Origin of the sequence: Luteococcus struthionis, assembly GCF_048595755.1 — a bacterium.
Taxonomy (GTDB): domain Bacteria; phylum Actinomycetota; class Actinomycetes; order Propionibacteriales; family Propionibacteriaceae; genus Luteococcus.
In genome coordinates, this window is the sequence record NZ_CP184360.1 from 2,790,612 (window position 1) to 2,816,771 (window position 26,160).

General features: G+C 68.3%; 26 protein-coding genes. 6 read left to right on the forward strand and 20 right to left on the reverse strand.

Annotated elements, in window-relative coordinates:
• Positions 1-28: 28 nt before the first annotated feature.
• Complete coding sequence (locus ACOAMO_RS13025; protein WP_420175175.1) at positions 29-304, forward strand: hypothetical protein; 276 nt, start codon at positions 29-31, stop codon at positions 302-304.
• Here the strand turns inward: ACOAMO_RS13025 and recO are convergent.
• Positions 273-1,052: a DNA repair protein RecO gene (gene recO, locus ACOAMO_RS13030; RefSeq protein WP_420175176.1), complete on the reverse strand. Its 780-nt coding sequence runs from the start codon at positions 1,050-1,052 to the stop codon at positions 273-275. The two genes, ACOAMO_RS13025 and recO, sit on opposite strands and share 32 nt — an antisense overlap.
• A gap of 41 nt (positions 1,053-1,093) precedes the next feature.
• On the opposite strand from recO, the gene ACOAMO_RS13035 reads away from it, so the two are divergent.
• From ACOAMO_RS13035 to ACOAMO_RS13045, 3 genes are read left to right on the forward strand one after another with little or no spacing between them, the layout of a single operon-like run.
• Positions 1,094-1,450: a DUF2200 domain-containing protein gene (locus tag ACOAMO_RS13035; protein WP_420175177.1), complete on the forward strand. Its 357-nt coding sequence runs from the start codon at positions 1,094-1,096 to the stop codon at positions 1,448-1,450.
• Positions 1,451-1,498: 48 nt separating this feature from the next.
• Positions 1,499-3,094 carry an FMN-binding glutamate synthase family protein gene (locus tag ACOAMO_RS13040; RefSeq protein WP_420175178.1) on the forward strand — a complete coding sequence of 532 codons (1,596 nt, stop codon included), beginning with the start codon at positions 1,499-1,501 and terminating at the stop codon, positions 3,092-3,094.
• A 35-nt stretch (positions 3,095-3,129) separates the two neighbouring features.
• On the forward strand, positions 3,130-3,933 hold the full coding sequence (locus ACOAMO_RS13045) for an isoprenyl transferase (protein ID WP_420175179.1): 804 nt from the start codon (positions 3,130-3,132) through the stop codon (positions 3,931-3,933).
• A gap of 197 nt (positions 3,934-4,130) precedes the next feature.
• Here the strand turns inward: ACOAMO_RS13045 and leuA are convergent, their stop codons facing one another.
• From leuA to ACOAMO_RS13110, 13 genes are all read right to left on the reverse strand, one after another.
• Positions 4,131-5,876 carry a 2-isopropylmalate synthase gene (gene leuA, locus ACOAMO_RS13050; protein WP_420175180.1) on the reverse strand — a complete coding sequence of 582 codons (1,746 nt, stop codon included), beginning with the start codon at positions 5,874-5,876 and terminating at the stop codon, positions 4,131-4,133.
• A 235-nt stretch (positions 5,877-6,111) separates the two neighbouring features.
• Positions 6,112-6,666 (reverse strand): hypothetical protein, encoded by a 555-nt coding sequence (locus ACOAMO_RS13055; RefSeq protein WP_420175181.1) that lies wholly within the window; start codon positions 6,664-6,666, stop codon positions 6,112-6,114.
• A gap of 135 nt (positions 6,667-6,801) precedes the next feature.
• Positions 6,802-7,767: a GTPase Era gene (gene era, locus ACOAMO_RS13060; protein ID WP_420177046.1), complete on the reverse strand. Its 966-nt coding sequence runs from the start codon at positions 7,765-7,767 to the stop codon at positions 6,802-6,804.
• 49 nt (positions 7,768-7,816) lie between these two features.
• Entirely contained in the window at positions 7,817-9,130 is a 1,314-nt protein-coding gene (locus tag ACOAMO_RS13065) for a hemolysin family protein (protein WP_420175182.1), read from the reverse strand.
• Positions 9,131-9,134: 4 nt separating this feature from the next.
• Entirely contained in the window at positions 9,135-9,593 is a 459-nt protein-coding gene (gene ybeY / locus ACOAMO_RS13070; RefSeq protein ID WP_420175183.1) for an rRNA maturation RNase YbeY, read from the reverse strand.
• Positions 9,590-10,567, reverse strand: coding sequence for a PhoH family protein (locus ACOAMO_RS13075; RefSeq protein ID WP_420177047.1), 978 nt, complete (start codon positions 10,565-10,567; stop codon positions 9,590-9,592). Before ACOAMO_RS13075 ends, ybeY begins: the two co-directional genes overlap by 4 nt.
• A 163-nt stretch (positions 10,568-10,730) precedes the next feature.
• On the reverse strand, positions 10,731-11,402 hold the full coding sequence (locus tag ACOAMO_RS13080; protein WP_420175184.1) for a response regulator transcription factor: 672 nt from the start codon (positions 11,400-11,402) through the stop codon (positions 10,731-10,733).
• The gene (locus tag ACOAMO_RS13085; RefSeq protein WP_420175185.1) at positions 11,399-12,847 is read right to left on the reverse strand and encodes an ATP-binding protein; all 1,449 of its coding nucleotides are present in this window, start codon (positions 12,845-12,847) and stop codon (positions 11,399-11,401) included. Before ACOAMO_RS13085 ends, ACOAMO_RS13080 begins: the two co-directional genes overlap by 4 nt.
• Positions 12,840-13,448 carry a hypothetical protein gene (locus ACOAMO_RS13090; RefSeq protein ID WP_420175186.1) on the reverse strand — a complete coding sequence of 203 codons (609 nt, stop codon included), beginning with the start codon at positions 13,446-13,448 and terminating at the stop codon, positions 12,840-12,842. The genes ACOAMO_RS13085 and ACOAMO_RS13090 overlap by 8 nt, the downstream gene beginning before the upstream one ends.
• Positions 13,445-15,070 (reverse strand): ABC transporter transmembrane domain-containing protein, encoded by a 1,626-nt coding sequence (locus tag ACOAMO_RS13095; RefSeq protein WP_420175187.1) that lies wholly within the window; start codon positions 15,068-15,070, stop codon positions 13,445-13,447. The genes ACOAMO_RS13090 and ACOAMO_RS13095 overlap by 4 nt, the downstream gene beginning before the upstream one ends.
• Positions 15,067-16,257: a hypothetical protein gene (locus tag ACOAMO_RS13100; RefSeq protein WP_420175188.1), complete on the reverse strand. Its 1,191-nt coding sequence runs from the start codon at positions 16,255-16,257 to the stop codon at positions 15,067-15,069. The genes ACOAMO_RS13095 and ACOAMO_RS13100 overlap by 4 nt, the downstream gene beginning before the upstream one ends.
• 126 nt (positions 16,258-16,383) lie before the next feature.
• Positions 16,384-17,394 (reverse strand): prolyl aminopeptidase, encoded by a 1,011-nt coding sequence (gene pip / locus ACOAMO_RS13105; protein WP_420175189.1) that lies wholly within the window; start codon positions 17,392-17,394, stop codon positions 16,384-16,386.
• A gap of 18 nt (positions 17,395-17,412) precedes the next feature.
• Positions 17,413-17,853: a DUF5709 domain-containing protein gene (locus ACOAMO_RS13110; protein WP_420175190.1), complete on the reverse strand. Its 441-nt coding sequence runs from the start codon at positions 17,851-17,853 to the stop codon at positions 17,413-17,415.
• Between the two features lie 161 nt (positions 17,854-18,014).
• Here ACOAMO_RS13110 and ACOAMO_RS13115 point away from each other — a divergent pair, with 161 nt between their 5' ends.
• Positions 18,015-18,725 (forward strand): queuosine precursor transporter, encoded by a 711-nt coding sequence (locus tag ACOAMO_RS13115; RefSeq protein WP_420175191.1) that lies wholly within the window; start codon positions 18,015-18,017, stop codon positions 18,723-18,725.
• Here the strand turns inward: ACOAMO_RS13115 and ACOAMO_RS13120 are convergent.
• Both ACOAMO_RS13120 and ACOAMO_RS13125 read right to left on the reverse strand, forming a co-directional pair.
• Entirely contained in the window at positions 18,713-19,732 is a 1,020-nt protein-coding gene (locus ACOAMO_RS13120; protein ID WP_420175192.1) for a nucleoside hydrolase, read from the reverse strand. The two genes, ACOAMO_RS13115 and ACOAMO_RS13120, sit on opposite strands and share 13 nt — an antisense overlap.
• A gap of 19 nt (positions 19,733-19,751) precedes the next feature.
• Positions 19,752-21,341 carry a GMC oxidoreductase gene (locus ACOAMO_RS13125; protein ID WP_420175193.1) on the reverse strand — a complete coding sequence of 530 codons (1,590 nt, stop codon included), beginning with the start codon at positions 21,339-21,341 and terminating at the stop codon, positions 19,752-19,754.
• Positions 21,342-21,527: 186 nt separating this feature from the next.
• Between ACOAMO_RS13125 and ACOAMO_RS13130 the strand changes: the two genes are divergently transcribed.
• On the forward strand, positions 21,528-21,842 hold the full coding sequence (locus ACOAMO_RS13130; protein ID WP_420175194.1) for a hypothetical protein: 315 nt from the start codon (positions 21,528-21,530) through the stop codon (positions 21,840-21,842).
• Between the two features lie 24 nt (positions 21,843-21,866).
• On the opposite strand, the gene ACOAMO_RS13135 is transcribed toward ACOAMO_RS13130, so the two are convergent.
• The 4 genes from ACOAMO_RS13135 to dnaJ are packed head-to-tail and all read right to left on the reverse strand — an operon-like array spanning position 21,867 to position 26,153.
• Positions 21,867-22,811 (reverse strand): PAC2 family protein, encoded by a 945-nt coding sequence (locus ACOAMO_RS13135; RefSeq protein ID WP_420175195.1) that lies wholly within the window; start codon positions 22,809-22,811, stop codon positions 21,867-21,869.
• Positions 22,812-22,829: 18 nt separating this feature from the next.
• Positions 22,830-24,104, reverse strand: a complete 1,275-nt coding sequence (tgt, locus tag ACOAMO_RS13140; protein ID WP_420175196.1) for a tRNA guanosine(34) transglycosylase Tgt — start codon at positions 24,102-24,104, stop codon at positions 22,830-22,832.
• Positions 24,097-24,963 (reverse strand): 16S rRNA (uracil(1498)-N(3))-methyltransferase, encoded by an 867-nt coding sequence (locus ACOAMO_RS13145; RefSeq protein ID WP_420175197.1) that lies wholly within the window; start codon positions 24,961-24,963, stop codon positions 24,097-24,099. Before ACOAMO_RS13145 ends, tgt begins: the two co-directional genes overlap by 8 nt.
• Positions 24,963-26,153, reverse strand: a complete 1,191-nt coding sequence (gene dnaJ / locus ACOAMO_RS13150) for a molecular chaperone DnaJ (protein WP_420175198.1) — start codon at positions 26,151-26,153, stop codon at positions 24,963-24,965. Before dnaJ ends, ACOAMO_RS13145 begins: the two co-directional genes overlap by 1 nt.
• Between the last annotated feature and the right edge of the window lie 7 nt (positions 26,154-26,160).

The window sequence follows — 26,160 nt, forward strand, 5'->3', positions numbered from 1 at the left end:
CAACCGGTCATCGGCCTATCCTGAGCCCATGGAGAGCGTGACATCTCAGCAACGGGAGCGCGCGAAGCTGGCGCAGATATTCCTGGGCTTCAACGTGGCGGTTGCGGTCGCCATGCTCATCTTCGGCAGCACCAGCCCGGAGATGACCTGGTTCGGCATGTTCGTCATGGCGACCTGCGCCGCCACGTCGGCATTCTTCGCCTTCCGCGCCGGACGCCCTCTCTTCGGCTTACTCGGCGTCCTTGTGGCGCTCGGGAGTGCCCCGCTGGTGATCAGTCTGGCCTTCCTGCTGGGGGGTCCTTGACGGGGCTCCGCCTGTCCACATAGGGCATCGAGCGCAGCCCGCGCTCCAGATGCCACTGCACGAAGGCCTGCACCAGTCCGGCGCCCTCCCGCTGGCGCGGGCTCTCCACGTCGCGGGTGGCGCTCCACTCGCCGGTGAGCAGGGCCTGCAGGTAGGCGATCGTCTCGGGCCGCGGGCGTGCCGAACCGGGCGGGCGGCACTCGACGCAGACCATGCCGCCGGTCGAGGGGTGGAAGAAGGCGTGCGGACCCTCGGTGCCACAGCGCGCGCAGGCGTCCAGCGCCGGCGCATACCCGGCCACCGCAAGGGCCCGCAGCAGGTAGGAGTCCAGCACCATCGTCGCGGGCCGGGGGCCGTCGGTGGTGCCCTGCCCCAGGACGCGCAGCGCCCCCACCAGCAGTCGGTACTGCTGCAGTGCCGGCTCCCTTTCCTCGGCCACCAGGTGGTCTGCGGTCTCCAGCATCACCTGGCCACAGCAGTAGGCGTCGTAGTCGGCCAGCAGTGGTTCGCCGTAGGCGTGCAGGCTCTCCACCTGGGTGACCACGTCGAGAGCCCGGCCGGTGGCGAACTGCACGTCGACGTGGCTGAAGGGCTCCAGCCGGCCACCGAACTTGGACGAGGTGCGCCGCACCCCACGGGCCACGGCCCGGATCTTGCCGTTCTGGCGGGAGAGCAGGGTGATGATGCGGTCGGCCTCGCCCAGCTTGTGGGTTCGCAGCACGACGGCTTCATCACGATAGGTGGGCACCCCTCCAGTCTTCCACGCGCCAGCCGCTACCCTCAGCTGTCATGGCCCGACACAAGATCTTCGACATGAGCTTCGCCAGCATCCACCCGCACTATGTCACCAAGGTGGAGAAGAAGGGCCGCAGCGTGCAGGAACTGCACACCGTGATCAGCTGGCTCACCGGTTACGACGAGCAGGGCATCCAGCAGGCGATTGCCGACGAGCGGAGCCTGGAGGCCTTCTTCGCCCAGGCGCCGGCCATGAACCCCAACACCCACCTGATCACCGGCCTGGTCTGCGGGCACCGCGTCGAGGAGATCACCGACCCGCTGATGCAACAGATCCGCTGGATGGACAAGCTGGTCGACGAGCTGGCCCGCGGCAAGAAGCTGGAATCCATCCTGCGTACGCCTCGCTGACAGCGAAAGGTCACCCACTGGCCAACCCGCGCGGGCAAGACTGGGGTCATGGATCTCATGAAGACCGCTGCCGGAGCAGCCGCCGCCACCGTGGCCGGGCTTGCCGTCCAGGACATCCTCCAGACCAAGCACGCCCTGCGTCGCAACTTCCCCGTCATCGCCCGCGCCCGTTATGCCCTCGAGACGATCGGGCCCGAGCTGCGCCAGTACATCGTCACCGGGAACGACGAGGAGCGTCCCTTCAGCCGCGACCAGCGTCGTTGGGTCTACTCCTCGGCCAAGGGGCAGAACAACTACTTCGGTTTTGGTTCCGACAATGACGTCGAGAACATGCGCTACCCCATCGTCAAGCACCGCACCTTCTCCGACGTGGCACCAGCCGCCCCGGTGCACCTGGACCACGGCCGTGACCTGCCCAGCGCCAAGGTGCTGGGAGGGCCCCGCGGCCGTCGCCACGCCTTCCGCCCCACGTCGGTGGTCAACGTCTCGGCGATGAGCTTCGGCTCGCTCAGCCCGCAGGCGATCAAGTCGATCAACCAGGGCGCCAAGCAGGCCGGCTTCATGCACAACACCGGCGAGGGTGGCCTATCCGACCACCACCGCCAGGGCGGAGACCTGGTCCTGCAGGTGGGCACCGGCTACTTCGGCTGCCGTGACGCCGAGGGCAACTTCGACCTCGACAAGCTCGCCTCGGTCGTCGAGTCCGCCCCGGTCAGGGCGATCGAGGTCAAGCTGAGCCAAGGGGCCAAGCCCGGTCTGGGCGGCCACCTGCCCGGCGCCAAGGTGACCGCGGAGATCGCCCGGATTCGCGGCGTCGAGGAGGGCAAGGACGTCATCAGCCCCTCGCGCCACACGGCCTTCTCCACCGTCGACGAGATGCTCGACTTCGTGGAACTGGTCGCCGACCGTACCGGGTTGCCCGTCGGCATCAAGTCCGCCGTGGGTGAGCTGGACTTCTGGCGCGAACTGGCCGACCAGATGGCCGACGGCCAGCGCGGCGTGGACTTCATCACCATCGACGGCGGTGAGGGCGGCACGGGCGCCGCACCGCTGGTCTTCAGTGACTCGGTGGCCTACCCCTTCCGCGTGGCCTTCACCGAGGTCTACCGGATCTTTGCCGCCCAGGGCCTGGCCGACCGCATCACCTGGATCGGCGCCGGCAAGTTGGGGCTGCCCGAGAATGCCATCGTCGCCTTCGCACTGGGCTGCGACATGATCAACGTCGCACGCGAGGCGATGCTGGCGATCGGGTGCATCCAGGCCCAGAAGTGCCACACCGACAAGTGCCCCGCCGGCGTCGCCACCCAGGACAAGTGGCTGGCCCACGGCCTGGACCCGCAGGACAAGTCGCAGCGTCTGGCCCGCTACGTGCAGACCCTGCGGCGTGACCTGCTGAAGGTCTCCGAGGCCGCTGGCGTCGACCATCCCGCACTGCTGGGCCCCACCGACGTGGACATCGTGGACGGCACCACCGGCCACACCTCACTGGCCGAGCTGTACCACTACGAGCAGGGCTGGGGCGTACCCGGGCAGCAGATTCGCGACGAGATCCGCTCCATCATGCGGGCCCAGTGGGACCAGCCCGGCACCGATGAGGTGGTGGAGGCCTCCCCCGCCGACCTCGACGAGTCCGACCAGTCCTGACTGCGGGCGGCGGGGCGACGGGCTAGGCTCTGCGCGTGGCCAGAAAGACAACAGATCGCCCCGCCAAGCGCGGCCCCAGCCCGCACCCCTCCGGCGCCCGCCCGCCGCAGATCCCGGCCGAGCTGGTTCCCCAGCACGTCGCGATCGTGATGGACGGCAACGGACGCTGGGCCAAGGAGCGCGGGCTCAAGCGCACCGAGGGCCATGCTCGTGGCGAGGCCTCGCTCTTCGACGTGATCGAGGGCGCCATCGAGATGGGGATCCCCTACATCAGCGCCTATGCCTTCAGCACCGAGAACTGGCGTCGTTCCATCGACGAGGTCCGCTGGTTGATGGGCTTCAACCGAGACGTCATCCATCGTCGCCGTGACGACTTCGACGCGCTCGGCGTCCGGGTGCGCTGGGCCGGGCGCAGGCGTCGGTTGTGGCCCTCGGTGGTGCGCGAGCTGGAAGCGGCCGAGGAGCAGAGCAAGGACAACACGACCCTGACCCTGCAGTTCTGCTGCAACTACGGTGGCCGCGCCGAGATCGTCGACGCCACCCGCCAGATCGCGCTCGACGTGCAGGCCGGCCGCCTGGACCCGTCCAAGATCGACGAGAAGCGCTTCCGCCAGTACCTCGACGAGCCCGAGGTTCCCGACGTCGACCTCTTCCTGCGCTCCTCCGGGGAGCAGCGCACGTCGAACTTCCTGGTCTGGCAGTCGGCCTATGCCGAGATGGTCTTCCTCGACCAGCTGTGGCCCGACTTCGACCGCCGCGACCTGTGGCGCGCCGTGGAGATCTACGCCCGCCGAGACCGTCGCTTCGGCGGGGCACTGCCCAACGAAGTGAAGAAGTAACCCCTCGACAAGCTCGGGGAACAGACCCTCGACAGGCTCGGGGAACACACCCTCGACAAGCTCGGGGAACACACCCTCGACAAACTCGGGGAACGGAACGGCCGCCGCGGTGATCCCACCACGGCGGCCGAGCCTTTCGAGGCCCCCTTCCGACGGGCAAGCCCCCTTCCGGTGGCCGAGCCTGTCGAGGCCTCGCCTCACATCCGGTTCACGGCACTGACGACGCCCTGCAGCGAGGCGGTCATGATGTCGGGATCGATGCCGACGCCCCACACGATGTGCGCGTCGTCCTCGCTGCCCACCTCGCACTCCACATAGGCGGCGGCCTTCGCGTCCCCGCCCGAGGTCAGCGCGTGCTCGGTGTAGTCCAGCACGCGCAGCTCGACGCCCAGCTGGCCCAGCGCGTCGACGAAGGCCGAGACCGGGCCATTGCCCTCACCGTTGATGGTCTGCTTCTCGCCCTGCCAGCTCACCTCGGCGGTGATGGTGTGCACACCACCCTGACTGGCGGTGGAGGTGCCCAGCAGCTGCAGCGGCTCGGTGCGCTCCAGGTATTCGGCATTGAAGATGGTCCACAGCTGTTCGGAGTTCACCTCGCCACCCTCGGCGTCGGTGTGCTGCTGCACGACGCGGCTGAACTCCATCTGCAGACGGCGCGGCAGCTCCAGCTTGTGGTCAGTCTTCATCAGGTAGGCCATGCCACCCTTGCCCGACTGCGAGTTGACGCGAATGACGGCCTCGTAGGAACGGCCCACGTCGTGCGGGTCGATCGGCAGGTAGGGCGCCTCCCAGTCGATCTCGTGGAGGTCCTTGCCCTCGGCCTGCGCCTTGGCCTCCAGGTATTCCAGACCCTTCTTGATGGCGTCCTGGTGGCTGCCGCTGAAGGCGGTGTAGACCAGGTCGCCCGCGTAGGGGTGCCGCGGGTGCACGGGCAGTCCGGTGCAGTACTCCACGGTGCGGCGGATCTCGTCGATGTTGCCGAAGTCGATCTTGGGATCGATGCCCTGGCTGAACAGGTTCATGCCCAGCGTCACCAGGTCGACATTGCCGGTGCGCTCACCGTGGCCGAACAGGCACCCCTCCACACGGTCGGCGCCGGCCATCATGCCCAGCTCGGTGGCGGCGACGGCTGTGCCACGGTCATTGTGCGGGTGCAGGCTGATCGCGACGTGCTCACGATTTCGCACGTGGCGGCCGAAGTACTCGATCTGGTCGGCGTAGGTGTTCGGGGTGCTCATCTCCACCGTGGCCGGCAGGTTCAGGATGATCTCGCGTCCCTCGCTGGGCTGCCAGACGTCCATCACCGCATTGCAGACCTCCACGGCGAAGTCGGTCGGGGTCTGGGTGAAGATCTCGGGGCTGTACTGGTAGCCGAACTCCACGTCGCCCAGGTTGGCCTCGGCATGCTTCATCACCATCTCGGTGCCGCGGGTGGCCAGCGCGATGCACTCCGCCTCGCTGACCTTGAAGACCACGCGACGGAAGAGTTCCGCGGTGGCGTTGTACATGTGGATGTTGGCCCGCTTGGCGCCCACCAGGCTCTGCGCGGTGCGCTCGATCAGGTCTTCACGGGCCTGGGTCAGCACCGAGATCTGGACGTCGTCGGGAATGGCGTCCTCGACGATCAGGCTGCGGACGAAGTCGAAGTCGGTCTGGCTGGCCGAGGGGAAACCGACCTCGATCTCCTTGTAGCCCATCTTCACCAGCAGGTCGAACATCTTGCGCTTGCGGGCGGGCGTCATCGGGTCGATCAGGGCCTGGTTGCCGTCGCGCAGGTCCGTGGACAGCCACCGGGGTGCCTGGGTGATCTTCTTGGTCGGCCAGGTGCGGTCGGGCACGTCGACGGGTTCGAAGGCCGTGTAGCGGCCGAAGGGCATCGGGCTGGGCTGCTGCACCGGGACGCCCGGCTGGGGGACGGTTCCGAACTGGTTCTGGGTGGTCATGGAATGCTCCTCGAGCTTTCGGAGGGTGGGTGCCAGGCATGACAGGTCTCCGCAGCGAGGATGCCGTGGCCGGTCCAGTTACCGGACCTCGCTGCGGCCGGGAAGGAGCAGTCGGACCTGCAGGTGCAGGGAGCGCTTCGCGGTCGCCATGCCGGTCACTCTAGCCAGAAGCCCCGCCGGCGCCCGAGAAGTCTGCCCAGATCGTGGGACGCCCGGGTGCCGGCGGGCACTGGCGTCAGCTCTTGAGGAAGTTGCGCACGCGCAGGGCCACCTGCTCGTCCAGGCCGTCCAGCAGCTCGTCGACCTCATGCACCACGCGTGATCCGGCACCATTCCAGTCGGAGGCGATCACCTCGTCGCCCACCACCCGGTGACGGTTGAGCAGATGGTCCTCGCTGTAGAGCCCCACCTCGTCGCCCTTGTGCACCAGACGCGCCGGGCGCATCTGGCCGCTGCCCTCATCCAGCAGGGTGAAGGACAGCTCCGGCTCACCGCTGTGGAGCAGCTGCTGCACCAACCGGGGCTCGGCAAAGCTGGGCACGACGTCGCCCGGGTCGGACTGCTCGTGGTCGCGTTCGACGAACTCGTCGTCGTTGTGCATCACGTAGTGCGTCCAGTCGAAGGGATTCTCACCGTCGAACTCGATGCGGCACTCGACGTGGTGCAGCCCACCGGGCTCGGTGAAGCACACCAGCGTGGAGAGGCTGGTGGGCTCGATGCGGCGCACGATGGCACCGGTCTTGATGCCGCCGGGGTTGTGGAAGGTCTCGGTCACGACGCTGTGGCTCATGCGGGAATCCTCCCAAGATGTGGCACAAATCACAATGCGCGTTCCGCGAGGTGGGGCGGGGGGCCTCGACAGGCTCGGCCACCGTGGAGCGGCTCGGCCGACGCGAAGAGGCCTCGACAGGCTCGGCCGACGGGGTCAGAAACCGAGCCGGTTGAGGTACTTCGGGTCGCGCTGCCAGTCCTTGAGCACCTTCACCTTGATGTCAAGGTGCACCGGCGTTCCCAGCAGGGCCGAGATCTGGTGCCGGGCACGAGTGCCCACCTCCTTGAGGTGCTCCCCGCGGTGGCCGATCATGATGCCCTTCTGCGATTCGCGCTCCACGATCATCGAGGCGAAGACGTCCAGCAGCGGCTTGTCCTCCGGGCGCCCCTCCCGCAGGCCCATCTCGTCGATCTCCACGGTGATGGAGTGCGGAAGCTCGTCACGCACCCCCTCCAGGGCGGCCTCGCGGATCAGTTCCTTGACCAGGCTCTCGGTGGGCTCGTCGGTGATCTCGCCGTCGGGGTAGAAGGCGGGGCCATAGGGCAGCAGCTTGACCAGCTCGTCGGCGACGACGTCGACCTGCTCACCGCTGACCGCCGAGCAGGGGATGATCGTCTCCCAGACGATGTCGAGCTGCTCCTCCAGCTGCTGGATGGCCAGCAGGTGCTGGCGCAGGCGCTCACCGCTGACCAGGTCGGTCTTGGTGGCCAGGGCCACCAGCTTGGGCTTCTTGGTCAGCTTGGCCACCTCGGAAACCAGGAAGGTGTCCCCGGGGCCGATGCGCTGGTTGGCGGGCAGACAGATCCCGATGATGTCCACCTCGGTCCAGGTCTCGCGCACCAGGTCATTGAGGCGCTGCCCCAACAGGGTGCGGGGCTTGTGCAGCCCCGGCGTGTCGATCAGCACCAGCTGCGAGTCGGGACGATCCACGATGCCGCGGATCGAGTGCCGCGTGGTCTGCGGCTTGGAGCTCGTGATGGCGATCTTCGACCCCACCAGCGCATTGGTCAGGGTCGACTTGCCCGCATTGGGACGGCCCACGAAGCAGGCGAAACCCGAACGGAAGGTCTTGTCACCGGTCCAGTCGATGTCGGTCTCCGGATCGAAGTCATCGCTCATCAGCTCCTCGAGCGTGGGCATCCGGCCCGGGTCCTGCTTCTTGTTGGGCTCAGCCATGGTCTTCCTCGATCTGTTCGTCGTCTTCTTCGCTTGCCTGGGGGGCCACCAACTGCACCAGGCAGGTGTCGATCTGGTGTCGCCTCCCGGCGGTCTTCTCCGCCTCGATCCTGACACCCTCCCACTCGACGACGCTGCCGGGGATCGGCACCACGTTGAGCTGTTTGGCCATCAGGCCCCCGACGGTCTCCACGTCCTCGTCGTCCAGTTCCAACCCGAAGAGGTCTCCCAGTTCGTCGACGGGAAGGCGTGCCGAGATCCGGAAGAGTCCCGCTTCCAATTCCTCGGTGAGGGTCGGTTCGGCATCGTACTCGTCGACGATCTCACCGACGATCTCCTCCAGGATGTCCTCGATCGAGACCAGGCCGGAGGTGCCGCCGAACTCGTCGACGACGACCACCACGTGGTTGCGGGTGCGCTGCATCTCGCGCATCAGTTCATTGGCCGGTTTGGAGTCGGGGCAGAAGTGCGCGGGGCGCATCAGCTGCGCCACGGTCTCGTTGCGTTCCGCCTCGGGATTGTCATAGCTGCGCTTGACCATGTCCTTGAGGTAGACCATGCCGACGATGTCGTCGAGCCCCTCCCCCACCACCGGGATGCGGCTGAAACCGCTGCGCAGCGCCAACGAGAGCCCCTGCCGCAGGGTCTTGTCCGCCTGGATGAAGACCATGTCGGGGCGTGGCACCATCACCTCGCGCACGATGGTGTCGCCCAGCTCGAAGACGGAATGGATCATCTTCGACTCGCTGGCCTCGATCACGTCGCTGGCCTCGGCCTTGTCGACCATGTCACGCAGCTCCGCCTCGGAACTGAAGGGGCCGTCGGCGAAACCCCGCCCCGGAGTGAGCGCATTGCCCACCATGATCATCAGTTGCGGCAGGGGGCCCAGCAGGCTGGTCAGCAGGCTCACCGGAGCAGCGGAGCGCAGCGCCACGGAGTCCGAGCGCTGCTTGCCGATCGTCAGCGGTGCGACGCCCCACAGGATGTAGCTCACCGCCGTCATCGCGCCCACGGCGATCAGCAGCCGCTTCCAGCCGGTGCCGACGTGGGCGAAGGTGACCTGGCAGACCAGCACGATCGCCACGATCTCCAGCACGGTGCGCACCAGCAGGGTGGTGTTCACATAGGGGGCGGGATCCTCCACCATGGTCTGCAGCCGGGAGGCGCCGGGGCGCTCCTCCTCCACCAGGCGATCGGCCCGGCCCTTGCTGGTCTGGCGCAGCGAGGTCTCGCTCATCGCCAGCAGGAAGGCCAGCACCGCGCAGACGGTGGCGACGGCCAACTCGATCCAGTTGCCGCGGGTCACCCCGTCAACCCTCCTTGTGGGTCTGCCAGGCCGCGATCAGGCGGTCGTTCAGGCCGAACATCACGGCCTTCTCCTCGGGCTCGGCATGGTCGTGCCCCAGCAGGTGCAGCAGACCGTGCACCAGCAGGTATTCAGCCTCCTCGTCGGGGCGACGGCCGTTCTCGGCGGCCTGTCGCTCGGTGACCTGCGGGCACAGCACGATGTCGCCCAGCAGCCCAAGCGGGCTGTCCTCCTCGTCCTCACCGGGGGCGCGCAGCTCGTCCATCGGGAAGCTCAGCACGTCGGTGGGGCCGGACAGCCCCATGAAGCGCTCGTGGTAGTCGCTCATCGTCGCCTCGTCCACCAGCACGATCGACAGGTCACTCTGCGGATGGATCCGCAGCTGGTCCAGCACGAAGGTGGCGAGCTGGATCAGGCCCTTCTCGTCCGCCTCGTGCCCGGACTCGTTGTTCAGATCGATCACTGGGCTTCCTTCTTGTTGCCGCGGAACTCGAGGGTGCGCCTGGCGGTGCGATTGGTGGGCATGTCCAGGCTCTCGAACTGGTCGTAGGCCGCGACGATGCGTCCGACCAACTTGTGGCGCACCACGTCGCGGTTGGTGAGGTTGCAGAAAGCAATGTCCTCCACGCCGTCCAGGATCTGCTGCACGCCGCGCAGGCCCGAGGCCTGGCCGGTGGGCAGGTCCACCTGGGTGATGTCACCGGTCACCACGATGCGGGAGTTGAAGCCCAGCCGGGTGAGGAACATCTTCATCTGCTCCATCGAGGTGTTCTGGGCTTCGTCGAGGATGATGAAGGAGTCGTTCAGGGTGCGGCCACGCATGTAGGCCAGCGGCGCGACCTCGATGGTGCCTGCGGTCAGCAGCTTGGGCACCGCCTCGGGGTCCATCATGTCGTGCAGCGCGTCGTAGAGCGGGCGCAGGTAGGGATCGATCTTGTCGTTCAGGGTGCCGGGTAGGAAGCCGAGCCGCTCCCCCGCCTCGATCGCCGGGCGCGTCAGGATGATGCGGTTGACCTCCTTGCGCTGCAGGGCCTGCACCGCCTTCGCGACGGCCAGGTAGGTCTTGCCGGTGCCCGCCGGGCCGATGCCGAAGGTGATCGTGTTGGCGTCGATCGCATCCACATAGCGCTTCTGGTTGAGCGTCTTGGCGCGGATCGTCTTGCCGCGGTTGGACAGGATGTTGTGCGTCAGCACCTCGGCCGGGCTGATCTGCTCCGACGAGGTGGTCATGCCCACCACCCGTTCCACCGTCTCGCGGTTCAGCCCCTGCCCGGTGCGCAGGATGGTGATCAGCTCGGTGAAGACATCGGCGGCCAGCGCGATCTGCGAGGCGGTGCCGGTCAGGGTGACGTCATTGCCGCGCACCAGGATGTCGGCGGCCAGCTGGTCCTCCAGCACGCGCAGGAATTCGTCGCGGGGCCCCAGGATGTTGATCATCGGGATCGAGGCCGGAATGGCCAGGCGCCGGGTGGCGCTGCGATTTCCGATCTCGTGGTTGCCGATCTCTTCGGTGCGGTCGTGCGGGGTGGTCAGAATTCCTCCAGTGGTGAACTGCGTGCCGGACCAGGTCCAGGGTGCGTACTGGGTCAAGTCTAGGGCCTCAGCCCTCACGCAGTCGGTAGCCCATCCCGCGCACCGTCTCGATGTGCTGCGAACCGATCTTGCCACGCAGTGAACGGACGAAGACGTCGACCACATTGGAGTTGGGGTCGAAGTCCATCTCCCACACCAGGCCGAGCAATTGTTCCCGGCTCAAGACCTGGCCCGGATGGTTCATGAAGACCTCCAGCAATCGGAACTCACGCGAGGTGAGGTCGATGTGCTCGCCGCCACCCACCTGCACTCGCCGGGTCAGCAGGTCGAGCCGCAGGTCACCGTTGACCAGCTCGGAGCTGGGCCCCGAGCGCGGCGACGGTTCCGCCAGCCGCAGCCGCACGCGCGCCAGCAGTTCGGCGAACTGGAAGGGCTTGGTCACGTAGTCGTTGGCCCCTCCCTCCAGGCCGTGCACGGTGTCGTTGACCGAATCTCGGGCGGTGAGGATCACCACCGGCAGGTTGCTGCCCTTCTCGCGCAGCTGGCGCAGCACCTCGAAGCCGTCCATCCCCGGCAGGCCGATGTCGAGGATCATCAGGTCGAAGCCCCCGTTGGCGGCCAGCAGCAGCGCGGTGGGACCGTCCCCTGTGATGGCCGTCTGGTAGCCCGCCGCCCGCAGGCCCTTCTCCACGAAGGACGCGATGGTGGGGGTGTCCTCTGCGATCAGGATGGTACTCACTGCTGCTCCTTCGGATGCTCGACGGGAATCACCAGGGTGAAGGTGGCGCCCTGGCCGGGCGGGCTGTCCACCTGGACGCGGCCGCCGTGGCCCTCGGCGATCGCCTTGACGATGGGCAGTCCCAGACCGGCGCCGGCATGACGGCTCCCGTCGGCGGGGGTTCCGTGGGCGAAGCGCTCGAAGATCCGCTCCCGGTCCTGGGGTTCGATGCCGGGGCCGCTGTCGCTCACCGAGATCTGCAGCACCCGCTGCCCCTGTTCGTCGGTGGCGAAGCGACTCATCAAGGTGATCGCGTCCCCGGGCATGGTGTGCTGCACCGCATTGTCGGCCAGCTGGAGCACGGCCTGGGTGATGCGCTGCGCATCCAGTGTTGCCGTGCCTTCCGCGATGTGGCTCAACTGCCACTTGCGTTCGGCCGAGAGCGCCTGGATCTTGGCGTCCAGGTCCAGCGTCAGCTGTGTGACGTCCACCAGGGGTTGGGCCGTGACGAAGTCGGGACGATCGGCCTTGGCCAGCGCCAACAGGTCGGTCACCATCCGTGCCATCCGATCGAGCTCCTGGGTGACCAGGGCCACCGTCGCCTCCCGTTCGGCGGGATCATCCCCCATCAGCTCGAGGTGCCCTCGCACCACGGTGATCGGGGTCCGAAGCTCGTGCCCGGCGTCGTCGACGAAGCGTCGCTGTGCAGCGAAGGCCTCTTCCAGCCGGTCGAGCATCTCGTTGAAGGTCACTGCCAGCCCCGAGACGTCATCGGTGCCCTCCACCGGGATGCGGCGCGTGAGGTCGTGCTCGGTGATCTCGGCCGCAGCCTGGTGCACCAACCGAACCGGGCGCAGGATCTGCCCGGCCACCACCCAACTCATCACGCCCGCGAGCATCAGGGCCATCAGGCTCACCAGCGCGAGGGTTCGCACTGTTTCCCGCGCCTGTTCCTCCAGCGGCTCGGTGAAGACCCCCACGATCAGGGCGTCAGGCTGGTTGCCTCCGGTGGTCACCACCGAGCGCCCCCACCGCAGCGGCCCCTCGGGCGAGTCATAGACGCCAGAGCTTGACTGCGCCATCAGGGCCTGGAATTCGGCGTCACGGGTGAAGTCGTAGTCATCACGCCCCGGCGCCATCGGCCCCCGCAGCTCGTAGGCGGTCGCCTGCCCCGAATGCCAGCCCATCATCACCTCGGTGGGCCCGGCCTGCTGTCGCTGTAGATAGGTCTCCAGCAGGGCCTGGGTGTCGTCGAAGCTCTTGCCGGTCTGGGGATCGATGCCCGTCTCCACGAAGCTGGTGAACTCGCGCAGCTCCTGGGAGACGTCACGATTGGCCTGCTCGGCCACGTGGCTGAGCAGCATCGAGCGCACCACGACCACGACTATTCCCAAGGCCAGTGCCAGGGTCACCAACATCCATCCGACGATGCGCCAACGGCCCGAGCGCGCTGCGCGCTCAGTCATCGTCGTCGTCATCGTCATCCCCGTCGTCCCCGTAGTCGTCGTCATCATCATCGTCGTCGTCATCGTCACCTTGCCAGACCGGCGGCGGTGGCGCTTGGGTTCTCGTCTTGACGGGCGCGGGGACGGCCTTGGTGCGGGTGGGGCGAGGCGCGCTGGTGCGGACCGGGGCGCGCGTCTGCTGCGGTGCCGGCGCGCGGGTGGTTGCCGGGCGCGGGGCCGGGGCGGTCTTCGTCGGCGCCGGGCGGCTGGGTGCTGGTGCGGGGCGCGCCGATGCCGAACGCTGCGGCGTCTGGCTCGTGGCCGCAGGGCTCGACGGGGTCTGACTCGAGGGTGCTGGGCTGGACGGATTTGGGGTGGACGGATTTGGGCTCGACGGGGCCGGCGTCGAGGGTGTCGGGGTCGACGAGCCCGAGGGGGTGGCGCTTGGTCCCTGCGAGGGCGTGACCCCGGGCGTGCTCTTGCTGCTGGCGGGCAACTGCACGAACTCCTGGTCCACCTGCGGCGCCCCGGGGGCCGACATCAGTCCACGGGCGGCCAGCACCAAGACCAGAATCAGCGCGGACGCGATGCCGAGGACCTGCCACCAACTCTTGTTCTTCATTTCACCTGGGCCTTCTTCGGGTCGGCGTCCAGCCTCCACGTGCGATGGGGAAGCTCCAGACGCTCGGGTTCATCGGTCAAGATCAACGTCACACCGGGCCGCGGCAGGGCCTGCAGCACCTTCTCACGCACCGCAGGCGAGATCGCCCGGCCGACGAAGTTGAGCACCACCAGCGGTGGATCGCCATAGAGGGCGCGGGCGATGCTCAGCTGGGTGAGTTGCTCCGCGTCCAGCGGTTCACCACCGCGCCGCAGCGAGGTTCGATGCCCCTTGGGCAGGGCGGCCACGGCATCGGCCAGCCCCACCTCGGCCAGCACCGCGTCCACCGACGCCTCGCTGTCCGGGTGCCGGTAGCGCACCGCTCGGCCGATCGTGCCCCGTTCCATCGGTTGGCGGGCATGGGCGATGCCGACCAAGCGGCGGCGGTGTGCGGGTGGGAGCATGCCGATCTGCTGACCGGCCACCTGCAACCAGGCATCACGGTGCGCTTCGGGATGGGCCAGGGCGTCGGCCAGCCGCCCCAGCAAGGAGAGGTCCTCGGTGACGGGCACCACCACCTCGCCCGGTCGGGCCACCAGCTCGGGCAGGCGCCGCCCGCCAAGCTCGAGGTCGGCCAGGTGCACCCCGGCCCGGTCGTCGTCGCGGCCCACCTGGACGCGCCCGGTGGTGATCGCGTGGTCCATCTCGCGCTCGCTGCGGCGGTGCTGTCGGGAGACGGCGATCTGTGGCCCCAGGATGCGCTCTGCCACGCGGTAGGACTGGCGGAACTCCCCCACCCTGCCCAGATCGGTGACCGGGGTCGCGAGCATGCCCACCACCAGGAAGGCGGTGGCGATGGTCGGGCCGTCCAGCCCCACCAGCACGGCGGTGGTTCCCACCGTCACCATGCCCATCGTGGCCACGCTCGCCGCCGAGCCACGCAGCAGACCCGAGAGGGTCGCGCGATGCACGGCGCGGTTGCCCAACTCGCGGCTCAGCTTGCCGAGGTTGCACACCTCGCGTTCCACTCCCCCGGCCTCCACGATCGTGGACCTGGCCTGCATGGTGTCGGCGATGTGGCCTGCCACCTTGCCCCGCTGCTTGCGCAGGTGCGCGGCGCGCTCGCGCAGGCGGGGCGCCACCACGACGATCATCACGCCCAGGACTGCCACCGGGATGAGGGCGGCCAGGCTGAGGCGCCAGTCGAGCAAGGCCAGGGCCACCAGGCAGCCGAGCACCATGGGGATTCCCGACATCAAGGGCACCACCCCCTGCACCATCCAGTTGCGCACCGAGGTGAGGTCATTGGTCGCCCGCGCCACCGTCACCCCGAGCGACGGCCCGCGGCCCACCATGGCGGCCCGGATCAGGTGGAGTCGCACGCTGTGCACGTAGTCCTGCCCCAGGCCCTCGCCCAGGACACGTTCCAGGGCGCGCACGGCGCCGAGCCCCAGCGCCAGCGCTGCCAACACCGTGGCGAGCACCATCTCCGACCGGCTGGAGGAGGCCGTCATCAGTCGCGGGGTCAGCAGCGCGCTGGCGGCGGCGATGCCGGCCTGGGCCAGACCGGTGCCGGCCAATCCCAGGAGCAGGGCTCGACGCCTGCCCCTCCACAACTTGGGCAGACGTTCGTCCTCGCTCACTGGTTCCTGGCGTCGCGCGCGATGACGGCGTGCGCGACGTCGAAGTCGGTCAGGTCATAGGTGGGCACCAGGCTCACCGGCAGCACCGCGTCGGCTTCACGCGTGGCCAGCGGCGAAGCCGTCACCACACCGCTGACCGCGGACACCTTCAGCCCCATGTCCTGCAGCAGGTCGACGCCCTTGGTGGCGCCGAGGGCATCACCGGCGGCGAAGACCAGGCTGTCGATCCAGGCCTGCACCTCGGGGTCGGCGATGAGCCGGGCGGTCTCGCCCTGGTAGATGCCGTCGGCGATCTCCAGCACCACCACGTCGGTGTCGGCATTGGCCAGCGCGGCCATCACCGAGAGCACCAGCTGCTTCAGTTCGTCGTAGCCCACACGGTAGGTGGAGCCGTAGCCGAAGTTGGTGAAGTCCAGCACCGTGCGGGCACCGGCGTCGACGAACATGCGCGGGTCACCGCCGGCGCCGGTTCCGGTCGCCTTGCCGGCGGCGACGCTCAACCCGCCGCTGGTGAGGCCATTGATCAGGCAGGCCAGCGTGGTCGACTTGCCCGAGTTCATCGAGGTGCCCAGCACCGTCACCAGTCGGGGACGCTCGCCGGGCTTGCGCTCGATCGTGGGGCGGGGCCGGTGCGGGGCGACGTCGGTCAGGTTCAGCGGACGACCATCGCGGGCCACCAGGCCGAGCGGTTCGACGACGGTGGCGAAGTCGACGCTGGCGTGCTGGGCGGTCACCCGACCGGCCATGCCACCGGCCGCCACCAGATTGGTGGCCTGCAGGTTCTCGGGCACCTCGGCCTCGAACTGGTCGGGGGCATACCGGTCGCCATAGGCCACCAGGATCTCGTCACCGGGGAAGAGCAGCTGGCGACGGCTGTGCGGGCTCTCCAGGCGGGTGTGCTTGCCGATCTCGACCACCCGCGCCAGGACCAGGTCGCCGGCACGCGGTGCGATCTCGGGCCCGCGCAGCAGCTCGTGACCGTCGGCGCCGTCCATCACCTGCTGCCAGAAGAAGCGTGTGGCGTAGGCCATCTTGGCGGCCTCCAGACGGTGCCGGGGCAGGTCGACCGTCTCCTGTCTCATGGCTGCCGTCTCGTCCTGGGGAAGCAGGCCGGGCATCCTGCCCTTCGCGGTGTCGGGGCGGGCAGGCTGACGAGTGCTGGTGGCGGACTGGAAGGTGGCGGTCATGGTCTTCTCCTGCTCCGTGAGGTGTCACTGTGGCGCGTGATGCCTCGAGGCTAGGAAGCCACGGTGAGCCGATCGTGAGGCTGGGATGAAGACTTCCTCATGCTCGCGTGACGCGGTGGAACCGCCTCACCCCGCGAAGTGGTCGGTTGCCTTGACCAGTTCGCTGGTGATGTTCGGCTCGAAGGCCGAGTGTCCCGCCAGCACCACCTTCAGCTCCGCCTCGGGCCAGGCAGCGGCCAGGTCCTGGGCGGTGCGCGCCGGGCACGGCAGGTCATAGCGCCCCTGCACGATCACACAGGGAATGTGACGGATGCGGTCCACCTCGTCGATCAGCTGACCCTCCCGCAAGAAACCCCCGTGGACGAAGTAATGGTTCTCGATCCGGGCGAAGGTGAGCTCGTGCTCCGGGCTCTCGTGCAGGGCCTCCTCATTCCACAACAGGTAGCTGGTCGCCGCCTCCCACCGGGTCCAGGCCTGCGCCGCGCGCAGGGCGAGCGCCTCGTCGGCGCCGAAGAGGAGCCGGTGGTAACCGGCCATGTTGCACTGGGACAAGTCGTGCCCGGCCTCCACCAGCGGCGCCTCGAAGGCCTCCCACCACTGGGGTGCGATGTTGCCCGCACCACCGTTGTAGTACCAGTCCAGCTCGCTGCGACGCAGCGTGAAGATGCCGCGCAGCACCAGTTCGCTCACCCTGTCTGGATGGCTCTGGGCGTAGGCGAGCGCCAGCGTGCTCCCCCAGGAGCCGCCGAAGACCAGCCAGCGCTCGATCCCCAGGTGCTCACGCAACCGCTCCAGATCGGCCACCAGGTGCCAGGTGGTGTTCGTCGACAGGTCTGCGCCCTGCGCGGCACTGGGCGTCGACCGGCCGCAGTTGCGCTGGTCGAGCACGATGATGCGGTAGCGCTGCGGGTCGAAGAAGCGCCGACGGGCGGTGCCGCCTCCCCCGCCCGGCCCACCGTGCAGGAAGACCGCCGGCTTCCCCTCCGGATTGCCGCACTGCTCGAAGTACATCTGCTGGCCATCGCCCACGTCGAGCATGCCCGAGTCGAAGGGTTCGATCGGCGGGTAGAGGCCACGCTCGGGAGTGATGGTGGCGCCGTCGACGACATCGCTGCTCTTGCGGAAGATCTGCGTCATGGGCCGATCCTGCCAGCCTCAGGCCTCGTCGTCGATCTCCTCGGTGGGATCGATGACGTGCACCGCAGCCTCCTCGGCCGGGGCCGCACCACCGTCGATGCCCACTTCGCCGCCGACGGACTCGGCCTCGGTGTCGAGCCCCGGATAGCCCTGGTTGGCGTCCACCAAGCGCCCCGCGCGTCGTGAACCCACCTCACGCGCCTCGCCGGTCGGATTCCACTTCTCCAGCGGCTTGGTCGGGTCGATGTCGGGCACTTCCTGCTTCATCCGCTGCTCGAGCGTCTCGCCCTCGCGCTGTTCGCGCGCGGTGTTGCCGAAGCCCTGCGCGGGAGACCAGTTCTCGGGGGTGGTGTAGCCCTCGTCGAGAACGTCGTCGACGCCCCGGTTCACCAGGGTGTCGTCGCTTTGGAGCTGATCGAGCTGCTCCGACTCATCCGGGATCTCAACAACGTCTTCCATGACCCGATACTGCCACTGCAAAGCGCATTTGACCAGCACTTTTGCCCAAGATCAGGAGGTGATCTGGTTCACCTGCCAAGGCTTGTCGGCCGGGGTACGATGCCCGTAGACCCGGTGCGTGTTGCAGACAGATGGCTCAGCGGCTGGTTGGATGGGACCCCGTGACCACAGACGACAACCCCCTGTCTGGACGCTCGGCGCACTACGCCGAGGTACCCCGCAGCTACTACGACATCGTGATGGCCGTCTTCGTCGGCCTGCTCATCATCTCCGGCGTGACCGCCACCAAACTCTTCCAGGGCCCCGTGGTCCCCGTCCTCAGTGACTGGTTCCACGGTGGCGGCCCCCTGATCTTCGACGGCGGCGCCTTCCTCTTCCCCCTCAGCTATGTGGTCGGCGACATCATGACCGAGGTCTACGGCTGGAAGCGCGCCCGCCGCGCCATCTGGACCGGCTTCGCCCTCACCCTGCTCGCGGCCGTCACCTACCGCATCGTCGCCCTGACCACACCCGTGCCCGGTTTCGAGGCCTGGAATTCCGTGCTCGCACCGGCGACGCGGATCGCGGTGGCCGGGCTGGCCGGCTACCTGGCCGGAAACCTGCTCAACTCCTTCGTGGTGGTCCGCCTCAAGGCACGGGCCGGTGAGAACAACGTGGCTGCCCGGCTGATCGGTTCCACGCTGGTCGGCGAGCTGGTGGACACCGTCCTGTTCTGCACCATCGCCTTCGCCGGCACCATCACGATGGCCGAACTGGGCAATTACACCGTCACCGGTTACCTCTACAAGTGCCTGGTCGAGATCTGTGTGGTGCCCATCACCCTGCGCATCATCGCCTGGCTCAAGCGAGTGGAACCCACCTACGGCCTGTGAACCAACCGCTCGATCGAGTGCGCAAAGCTCGCGAAGACCTCCTGCGGGTGGTTGTCGGTGACCACCCGCACATTGGGACGCCGCTGCCAGATGCCACGGTCGTCGCGCACCGTGGTGCCGCGCATCAGGTCCGAGGCGGCCTCGACGTCGACCACGGTGCTCTGCAGCTCGACGCGGGCCTGTCCCGAGGCCACCTGCGCGGCGAACAGGTCGTGCAGGTGGGCCACATAGCCCTGGTCGTAGTCGTGGTGGAACTCGAAGTAGAAGCGCAGCGCATCGGCCAGCAGGTCGAGCACCGCATGGCCCGTGTCGGCCTGGGGGTGCGCTGCCCGTGCTCGCGACGCGGTGTAGCCCACCGGGGGCGCCCCGGCCTGGCGGAGCAGGTCGTCCAGCAGGGCGGGCGTGTACTCGATGCGCTCGGTCATCTCGGTGGCGCACAGGATCGGCAGACGCGACTCCTCCAGCCCCTCGAAGTGCGCGAAGACCTGCTTGGCGGCATCCGGATCGCACCACGTGTTCCACTCCGCGGTGGGAGTGGTGTTGCCCAGGTGCCAGAAGGCCCCGCCCATGATGACGACCCCGGCGAGCCGTTCTGGCAGGTCGGGCAGTTCCTGCAGGGCGACGGCCAGGTTGGTCAACGGGCCGGTGACCAGCAAGGTGACCTCTCCCGGGTGGCGCACCGCGTCGCGCCACAGCTCCAGCCACGGGCGTGGGCTCAACCGCGTCGTCAGGTTGGGCAGCGCGGCATGGCCGAGGCCACCGGGGCCGTGCGTCTCGGGCGTGGTGGCCAGCGGGCGCCGCAAGGGTTGGGGCGTCCCCACCGCCACCTCCACCTCCCCGCGACCGGCGATCTCCAAGACGGCCAGCGTGTTCAGGGCGGCCTGCTGTGCGGTGGTGTTGCCGCTCGTGGTGGTTGCCCCGACCAGTTCGACGTCGGGGCAACCACACAGCTGGAGCAGGGCGCAGGCATCGTCGATGCCCGTGTCCACGTCGGCAAGGATCTTCACCCTGCCAGTGTGCCGCCTGTCACGCGTCGGCGTGCAGCACGGCGTGCTCGGCCACCATCTCTGCCAGCGCGGTGATGGTGACGAAGGGGTTGACGCCCAGGGCCCCCGGCACCAGCGAGCCGTCGGCGATGTAAACGCCGTCGTGTCCCAGCAACTGGCCTGTCAGGTCCGTTGCCTGACCGATCACCGCACCGCCCAGCGGGTGGTAGGTGAAGTTGCTGGCGAAGCCCGTGCCGTTTGCGAACAGGTCTGTGCGGTAGCGGGTGCCGGCCACCGAGTTCATGTCGTCGAAGACGTGCTTCACGGCCGCGACGGACGGCGCCGCGTGCGACGGCCCGTAGTCCAGCGTGAGCCTGTTGTTCGCCGCATCCCAACCGAACTGACCCCGGTTCGGGTTGTCGGTGACGGCCAGGTAGAGGTTCAGCCAGGTCTCGACGCCCGCCGGCAGCGGCGCCACCTCCGCGAAGACACGGCTCAGCTTGTCCTCCCCGGTCCACGCGTCGATGCCGTGTACCGCGATGGTGGGCTGCTTGGCACCGACCGGCTCCCAGGCCCTGGTGGACCGGCTGACCATCACATTGCCGTTGGGGCCCCAGCCCTTGCCCACGGCCTCGGGCAACTGCGGCAACAAACCCTGCGCCCGGGAGCGCAGCAGCAGTTCCGGGGTGCCCACGCTGCCGGCGGCCAGGTAGACGCGGCGGGCGGCGATCGGTGTCTGCTCCGTGTGGGAGCCGTCGGCGTTGACCTGTTCCAGCGTGACCAGCCACCCGCCCGCTGCCCGACGGGTGAGCGTGGTGGCCTTGGTCATGCTGCGCAGCAGCAGCCGTCCGGTGGCCCGTGCGCGGGCGAGGTAGGTCTTGTCCAGGCTCAACTTGCCGTGGTTGTTGCCAAAGATCAGCTCCCCGGCGGTCGCCGATCCCGGCACCTTGCCGGCGGCTTCGTCCTTCAGGTACTGCGGGTCATAGGTGGTGGGCACCAGCATGGTTTGGTAGGCGGCGCGCTCGGCGGTGGCCTTCGCGACCCGGGAGAACTGGTACCAGGGCGACGAGTCGATGAAGGCCTCGTCGTGGTTCTTGACGCCCAGGCCGGCTCGGGCGCGCGGCAGGTGGACGTCGAAGAAGCGGTCCACGTCCAGGAAGCCCAGGCGCTCCTCGACGTCGCCACGCCGGGGAGAGACGGCGATGGCGCCATTGACCAGTGAGCCACCGCCGACGCCGCGGCCGCAATAGACGCTCATGCCACCGAAGTCCATCCGGTCCAGCACCCCCGGCCCACGATCGATGCGCTTGTCGACGCTGATGCCCAGGAAGCTCTTCAGCGGCAGCGCGGTGCGGTCCCGGAACCACATGGAGCGCCAGTCGGGTGCGGTGATCTTGGTGAAGGGTTCACCGAGGCGGGCCCAGTCGTGGCCCATCTCGAGCATGACGACGTTCTTGCCGGCGGCCGTCAGCCGCTCGGCCAGCACGGCACCGCCATAACCGGCGCCGATGACAAGGTGCTCGACGAGGACCTCGTCGGCACGGGCGCGCGAGGGCAGGCCTGCCAGGACAGGGGCCGTCGCCAGTGCTCCGAGCAGCCCCCTGCGGCTCGGAGAATGTGTGATGGTCATGGTCGGCAAACTAGACCGACGCCCGTGGCAGGGCCAAGTCCCCTGATCTGGCCCCCTACGACCCCACAGGACACCCCCCATGACCCCACGGGGCACCACCATGACCCCACAGGGCACCACCCCGGGTGCATCTGCTCCGCGACGGCTCGCTAGTCTCGGAACCACCGAATACCCACGGGAGATGCCATGTCAAACACCTCGACGGTCAGCGCCGCTGCACGGCGCAACTATCCATTGGGCTGGGTCATCGCCCTGCTGGCCAGCATCCTGCTGATGGGCGTGACGGCCTTCTTCCACCTGATCAAGCATGACCTGCTGCCGTTGTACCTGTTGGCCTCACCGGTGGTGGTGGGCCTCATCGGTGGCGCGGCCCTGCTGATGGGTGAGCGCTTCCCCTGGCGGCAGAGCAAGCTGTGGGCCGCGATCCTGATCGTGGGCGGCATCTTCAGCGTCGCCATGATGCTCTTCCTCATGGTCTACGTGCTGCCGCTGGAGCACTGAGCCGGGCCCGGGCCCCGGGCGGGGTCAGTGCCCCAACCCGAAGCCACCCTCCTTGCCCTTGCCGTCGCCCTTGTCGCTGTCTTTGAGGAACTGCTCGAACTCGGCGGCCAGGTCGTCACCGGTGGGCAGCTCCGACTCGTCGACGGACTGCTTCGGCTCCGGTCCGCTGATCTCGCGTCCCTTGACCGCCTGGTCGTAGGCGGCCTCCATCTGGGTGATCGCCTCGGCATTGTCCGGATTCTGCGCCACCAGCTGGTCGATCTCGCGCAGGTACTCGTCGGCGCGGCTGCGAAGGTCGGGGATCGCCAACGACAGTTCGGCGATGTCGCTGGCGCAGTCGAGCAGTCGCACCGATCCCGCGGGGAACTCTCCCCCGGCCAGGTAGTGCGGCACGTGCACCGAGAAGCCAGCGGTGCGAATGTGCGCCTCGGGCAGGCGAACCTCCAACAGCGCCTCCACCGAGCTGGGCAGCTGGATGCGGTCGTGCAGTGAGGGGTAGTCCGCGATCAGCGTCGGATCCACCGAGTGGGCCGTCACCCCCACCGGGCGGGTGTGGGGCGCACCCCACGGGATGCCGTGCAGCTGCACGGCCAGCGTGCAGCCCAACTCACCCAGCAGGATGGCCACCGCGGCGCAGAAGCGCTCCCACTGGTAGTCGGGCTCGGGTCCGGTGAACAACAGAAAGTCCTTGCCGGCGTCGTCGGTCACCACCCGCACCACCAGCTCCATCGGCTGGTAGTCGGTGTAGTGGTCACGGTCGAAGGTGATCAGCGGGCGACGCGAGCGGTGGTCCACCAGCTGGTCGACGTCGAAGCGGGCGATGATCCGGCTCGGGCGCGTGTCCACCAGGTGCTGGGCGCCGAGCTGGGCGGCCTGGCCGGCATCCATGAAGCCCGACAGCGCCATCACCGCCGGGGCACCGTAGACGGGTGCGCCGGAGAGTTCGTAGAGTTCCCGAGGATCCTTCATCACTTCTCCATCCGACTGTCAGTTGTTCGTCTCAACGCCACCCGGGGCCGCAACATTCCCGGCGGGGCGCGTGCGCCGGGCATAGAAACGCCCGAGGAAATCCTCGCGACAGGCCTCGAAGTCACCCGCATCCATGGAGTCACGGATCAGGTCCACCAGCCGCACGGTGAATCGCTCGTTGTGGATCGTGGCCAGGGTGGAGGCCAGCATCTCCTTGGCCTTGAACAGGTGGTGGAGGTAGGCCCGCGTGTAGTGGGTGCAGGTGTAGCAGTCGCAGCCCTCTTCCAAGGGCTCGAAGGCGCGACGATTGGCGGCCGTGCTCAGGTTGTAGCGACCGTCGGCGGTGTAGATGGCCGAGTTGCGTGCCACCCGCGACGGGTTGACGCAGTCGAAGGTGTCGGCGCCGGCGGCCACGGCCGCGAAGAAGTCGTCCGGTTCGCTGATCCCCAGCAGGTGTCGAGGCTTGTCGAAGGGCAGTTCCTCGCTCATCCAGCGGCAGATCGTCCCCAGGTTCTCCTTCTCCAGGGCCCCGCCATAGCCGAAGCCGTCGAAGCTCTGCCCGTCGACCTCCATCGATCCCAGGTCACGGCAGGCCTTGCGCCGCAGGTCTTCGTACTGCGCGCCCTGGATCACGCCGAAGAGGGCCTGGTAGGGCTTGGTGACGCGTTCGTCGGTGAGCCTGCGATGCTCGGCCAGGCAACGCTCGGCCCAACGTCGGGTGCGCTCCAGCGACTCCTCCTGGTAGCCCCGACTGTTGTGCAGGGTGGTCAGCTCGTCGAAGGCGAACATGATGTCGGCGCCCAGTTGGTGCTGCACCTGCATGCTGACCTCTGGGGTGAAGCGGTGCAGGTCTCCGTTGAGGTGGCTCTTGAAGGTGACCCCGTCGTCGTCGACGTGCGCCAGCCGCTCCTTGCCGGGGGCCACGGCGTCGTCGGCTGCGGCCTTGACGGCATCCATCTCGACGACCTTCTTGAAGCCCGCCCCCAGGCTCATCACCTGGAAGCCGCCGGAATCGGTGAAGGTCGGGCCGCTCCAGTTCATGAACCGACCCAGTCCCCCAGCGTCGTCCACCAGGTCGCTGCCGGGTTGCAGGTAGAGGTGGTAGGCATTGGCCAGCACCGCCTGGGCACCGAGCTCTCGGATCGATTCCGGCAGCACGGCCTTCACCGTCGCCTTGGTCCCCACCACGATGAAGGCGGGGGTCTGGATCTGCCCGTGCGGGGTGGTGATGATGCCGGTTCTCCCGATGCCATCGGCCAACGTGGTGCGCGGGGTGAAGCCGAAGTCACTCATTGCGGCTCCCGCCGGCAGAGTCGCTGGCCGAGCCTGTCGAGGCCATCAACTGCAACTGGGCCAAGGCAACCACCCCGGCCGTCGAGGTCCGCAGCACCCCGTCGCTGACCAGCACGGGCTGCGCACCGGCCTGCTCGAAGAGGGCCAGCTCCTCGGGACTCACGCCACCCTCGGGGCCGACGATGAACAAGACCTCGGGGCAGCCGTCAGTCGAGCGCGTGGAGGACCCCTCGACAGGCTCGGGGACCGACGATGCGACAGGCTCGGGGGCCGGGGACTCCCCCGCGTTCCCCGAGCTCGTCGAGGGGAGCTCCACGTCACCGATCCACTGGGTGGCGGACTCGTGCAGCACCAGCGCCAGGTCGGCCTGCGCGATGCGCTCCACCAGCTGCTTGGTGGTGACGAAACCCACCTGCGGCACCCGGAAGCGACGCGACTGCTTGGTGGCCTCGCGTGCGGTGGCCGCCCACTTCGCCAGACCCTTGGTGCTCTTCTCGGCGCTCCAACGCACGATCGAGCGGCTGGCCTGCCAGGCCAGCACCTCGTCGATGCCCAGCTCGGTCATGGTCTCGACGGCCAGGTCCGAACGGTCACCCTTGGCCAGCGCTTGCACACCCACCCAGCGGAAGGACGAAGTGGGCTGCTCCAGCACTTCGGCCACCTCTACGACGATTCCCTGCTTGGAGACCTCCACCACCGGGCCCCGCACCGCGCTGCCGTGCCCATCGGCCAACAGCACCGATTCGCCCAGCTGGATGCGCTTCACGACGGCGGCGTGGCGGCCCTCGTCACCGGTGACCGCCACCCGGGCCCCGACGCCGACTCCCTCAAGCGTCGCCAGGAACAGTGCGTCGCTCATCAGCCGCCGAAGGCTTCCTTGAGGCGATCGAAGACGCCCTGCTTGCCCTTGTGCACCTGTGCGGTCACCGCGGTCTCGCCCCGGGCCTCGGCCAGCTGGGCGAGCAGGTCACGCTGGTGCGAGTCGAGCTTGGTGGGGGTCTGCACCACGAAGGTGATGCCCAGCTCGCCTCGACCATTGCCGCGCAGCCGCGGGATGCCGCGTCCCGGCATGGCGACGCGAGTACCGCTCTGCGTCCCCGCCGGAATCTCGACGTCGAGGGTGCGGTCGGCCGCCTCGGAATCCTCCCGCTCGGCCTCCAGCGTCTCGACGGTCAGCTCGGTGCCCAGCGCTGCTGCGGTCATCGGGATGCGCAGCACCATCTCCAAGTTGTCGCCATCGCGCTTGAAGACCTCGTGAGTGGCCACGACGAGCTCCACGTACAGGTCGCCGGCGGGGCCGCCGCCCGGCCCGACCTCGCCCTGTCCCTCGAGGTGGATGCGGTTGCCGGTGCTGACACCGGCGGGGATCTTCACGTTCAGGGTGCGGCTGGAACGCACCCGCCCCTCGCCGGAGCACTCGCCGCACGGATGCGGGATGACGGTGCCGTAACCGCGGCAGTTGGGGCACGGCTGCGAGGTGCGGATGTCGCCCAGGAAGGAGCGCTGGATCTGGGTGATCTCACCATTTCCGCTGCAGGTGGTGCAGGTGACCGGCTCCGAGCCCTCCGAACAACCGTTGCCGCTGCACTTGGGGCAGACCACGGCGGTCTCCACGCTCAGCGGCTTGGTGACACCGAAGGCCGCCTCGGCCAGGGTGAGGCTCTGGCGCACCAAGGCATCCTGGCCGCGGCGCACCCGCGAGCGCGGGCCGCGGTGGGCCTGCTGGCCGAACATCGCATCCACCAGATTGGTGAAGTCGAAGCCACCGCCGCCGAAGCCACCGCCCGGGAAACCGCCGAAGCCGCCGGCTCCGCCCATGCCGCCGAAGCCACCGCCCATCGGGTCGCCCCCGCGGTCGAAGATCGCCTTCTTCTGCGGGTCGGAGAGCACCTCATAGGCCTCCTGCACCTGCTTGAACTTGTCAGCAGCGTCCGGCTCCGTGGAGACGTCGGGGTGCATCTTCATGGCCATCCGGCGATAGGCCTTCTTGATCTGCTCGGGGGTCGCGTCGCGTTCGACGCCGAGGATCTCGTAGTAGTCAGAACTCATGGAGTGA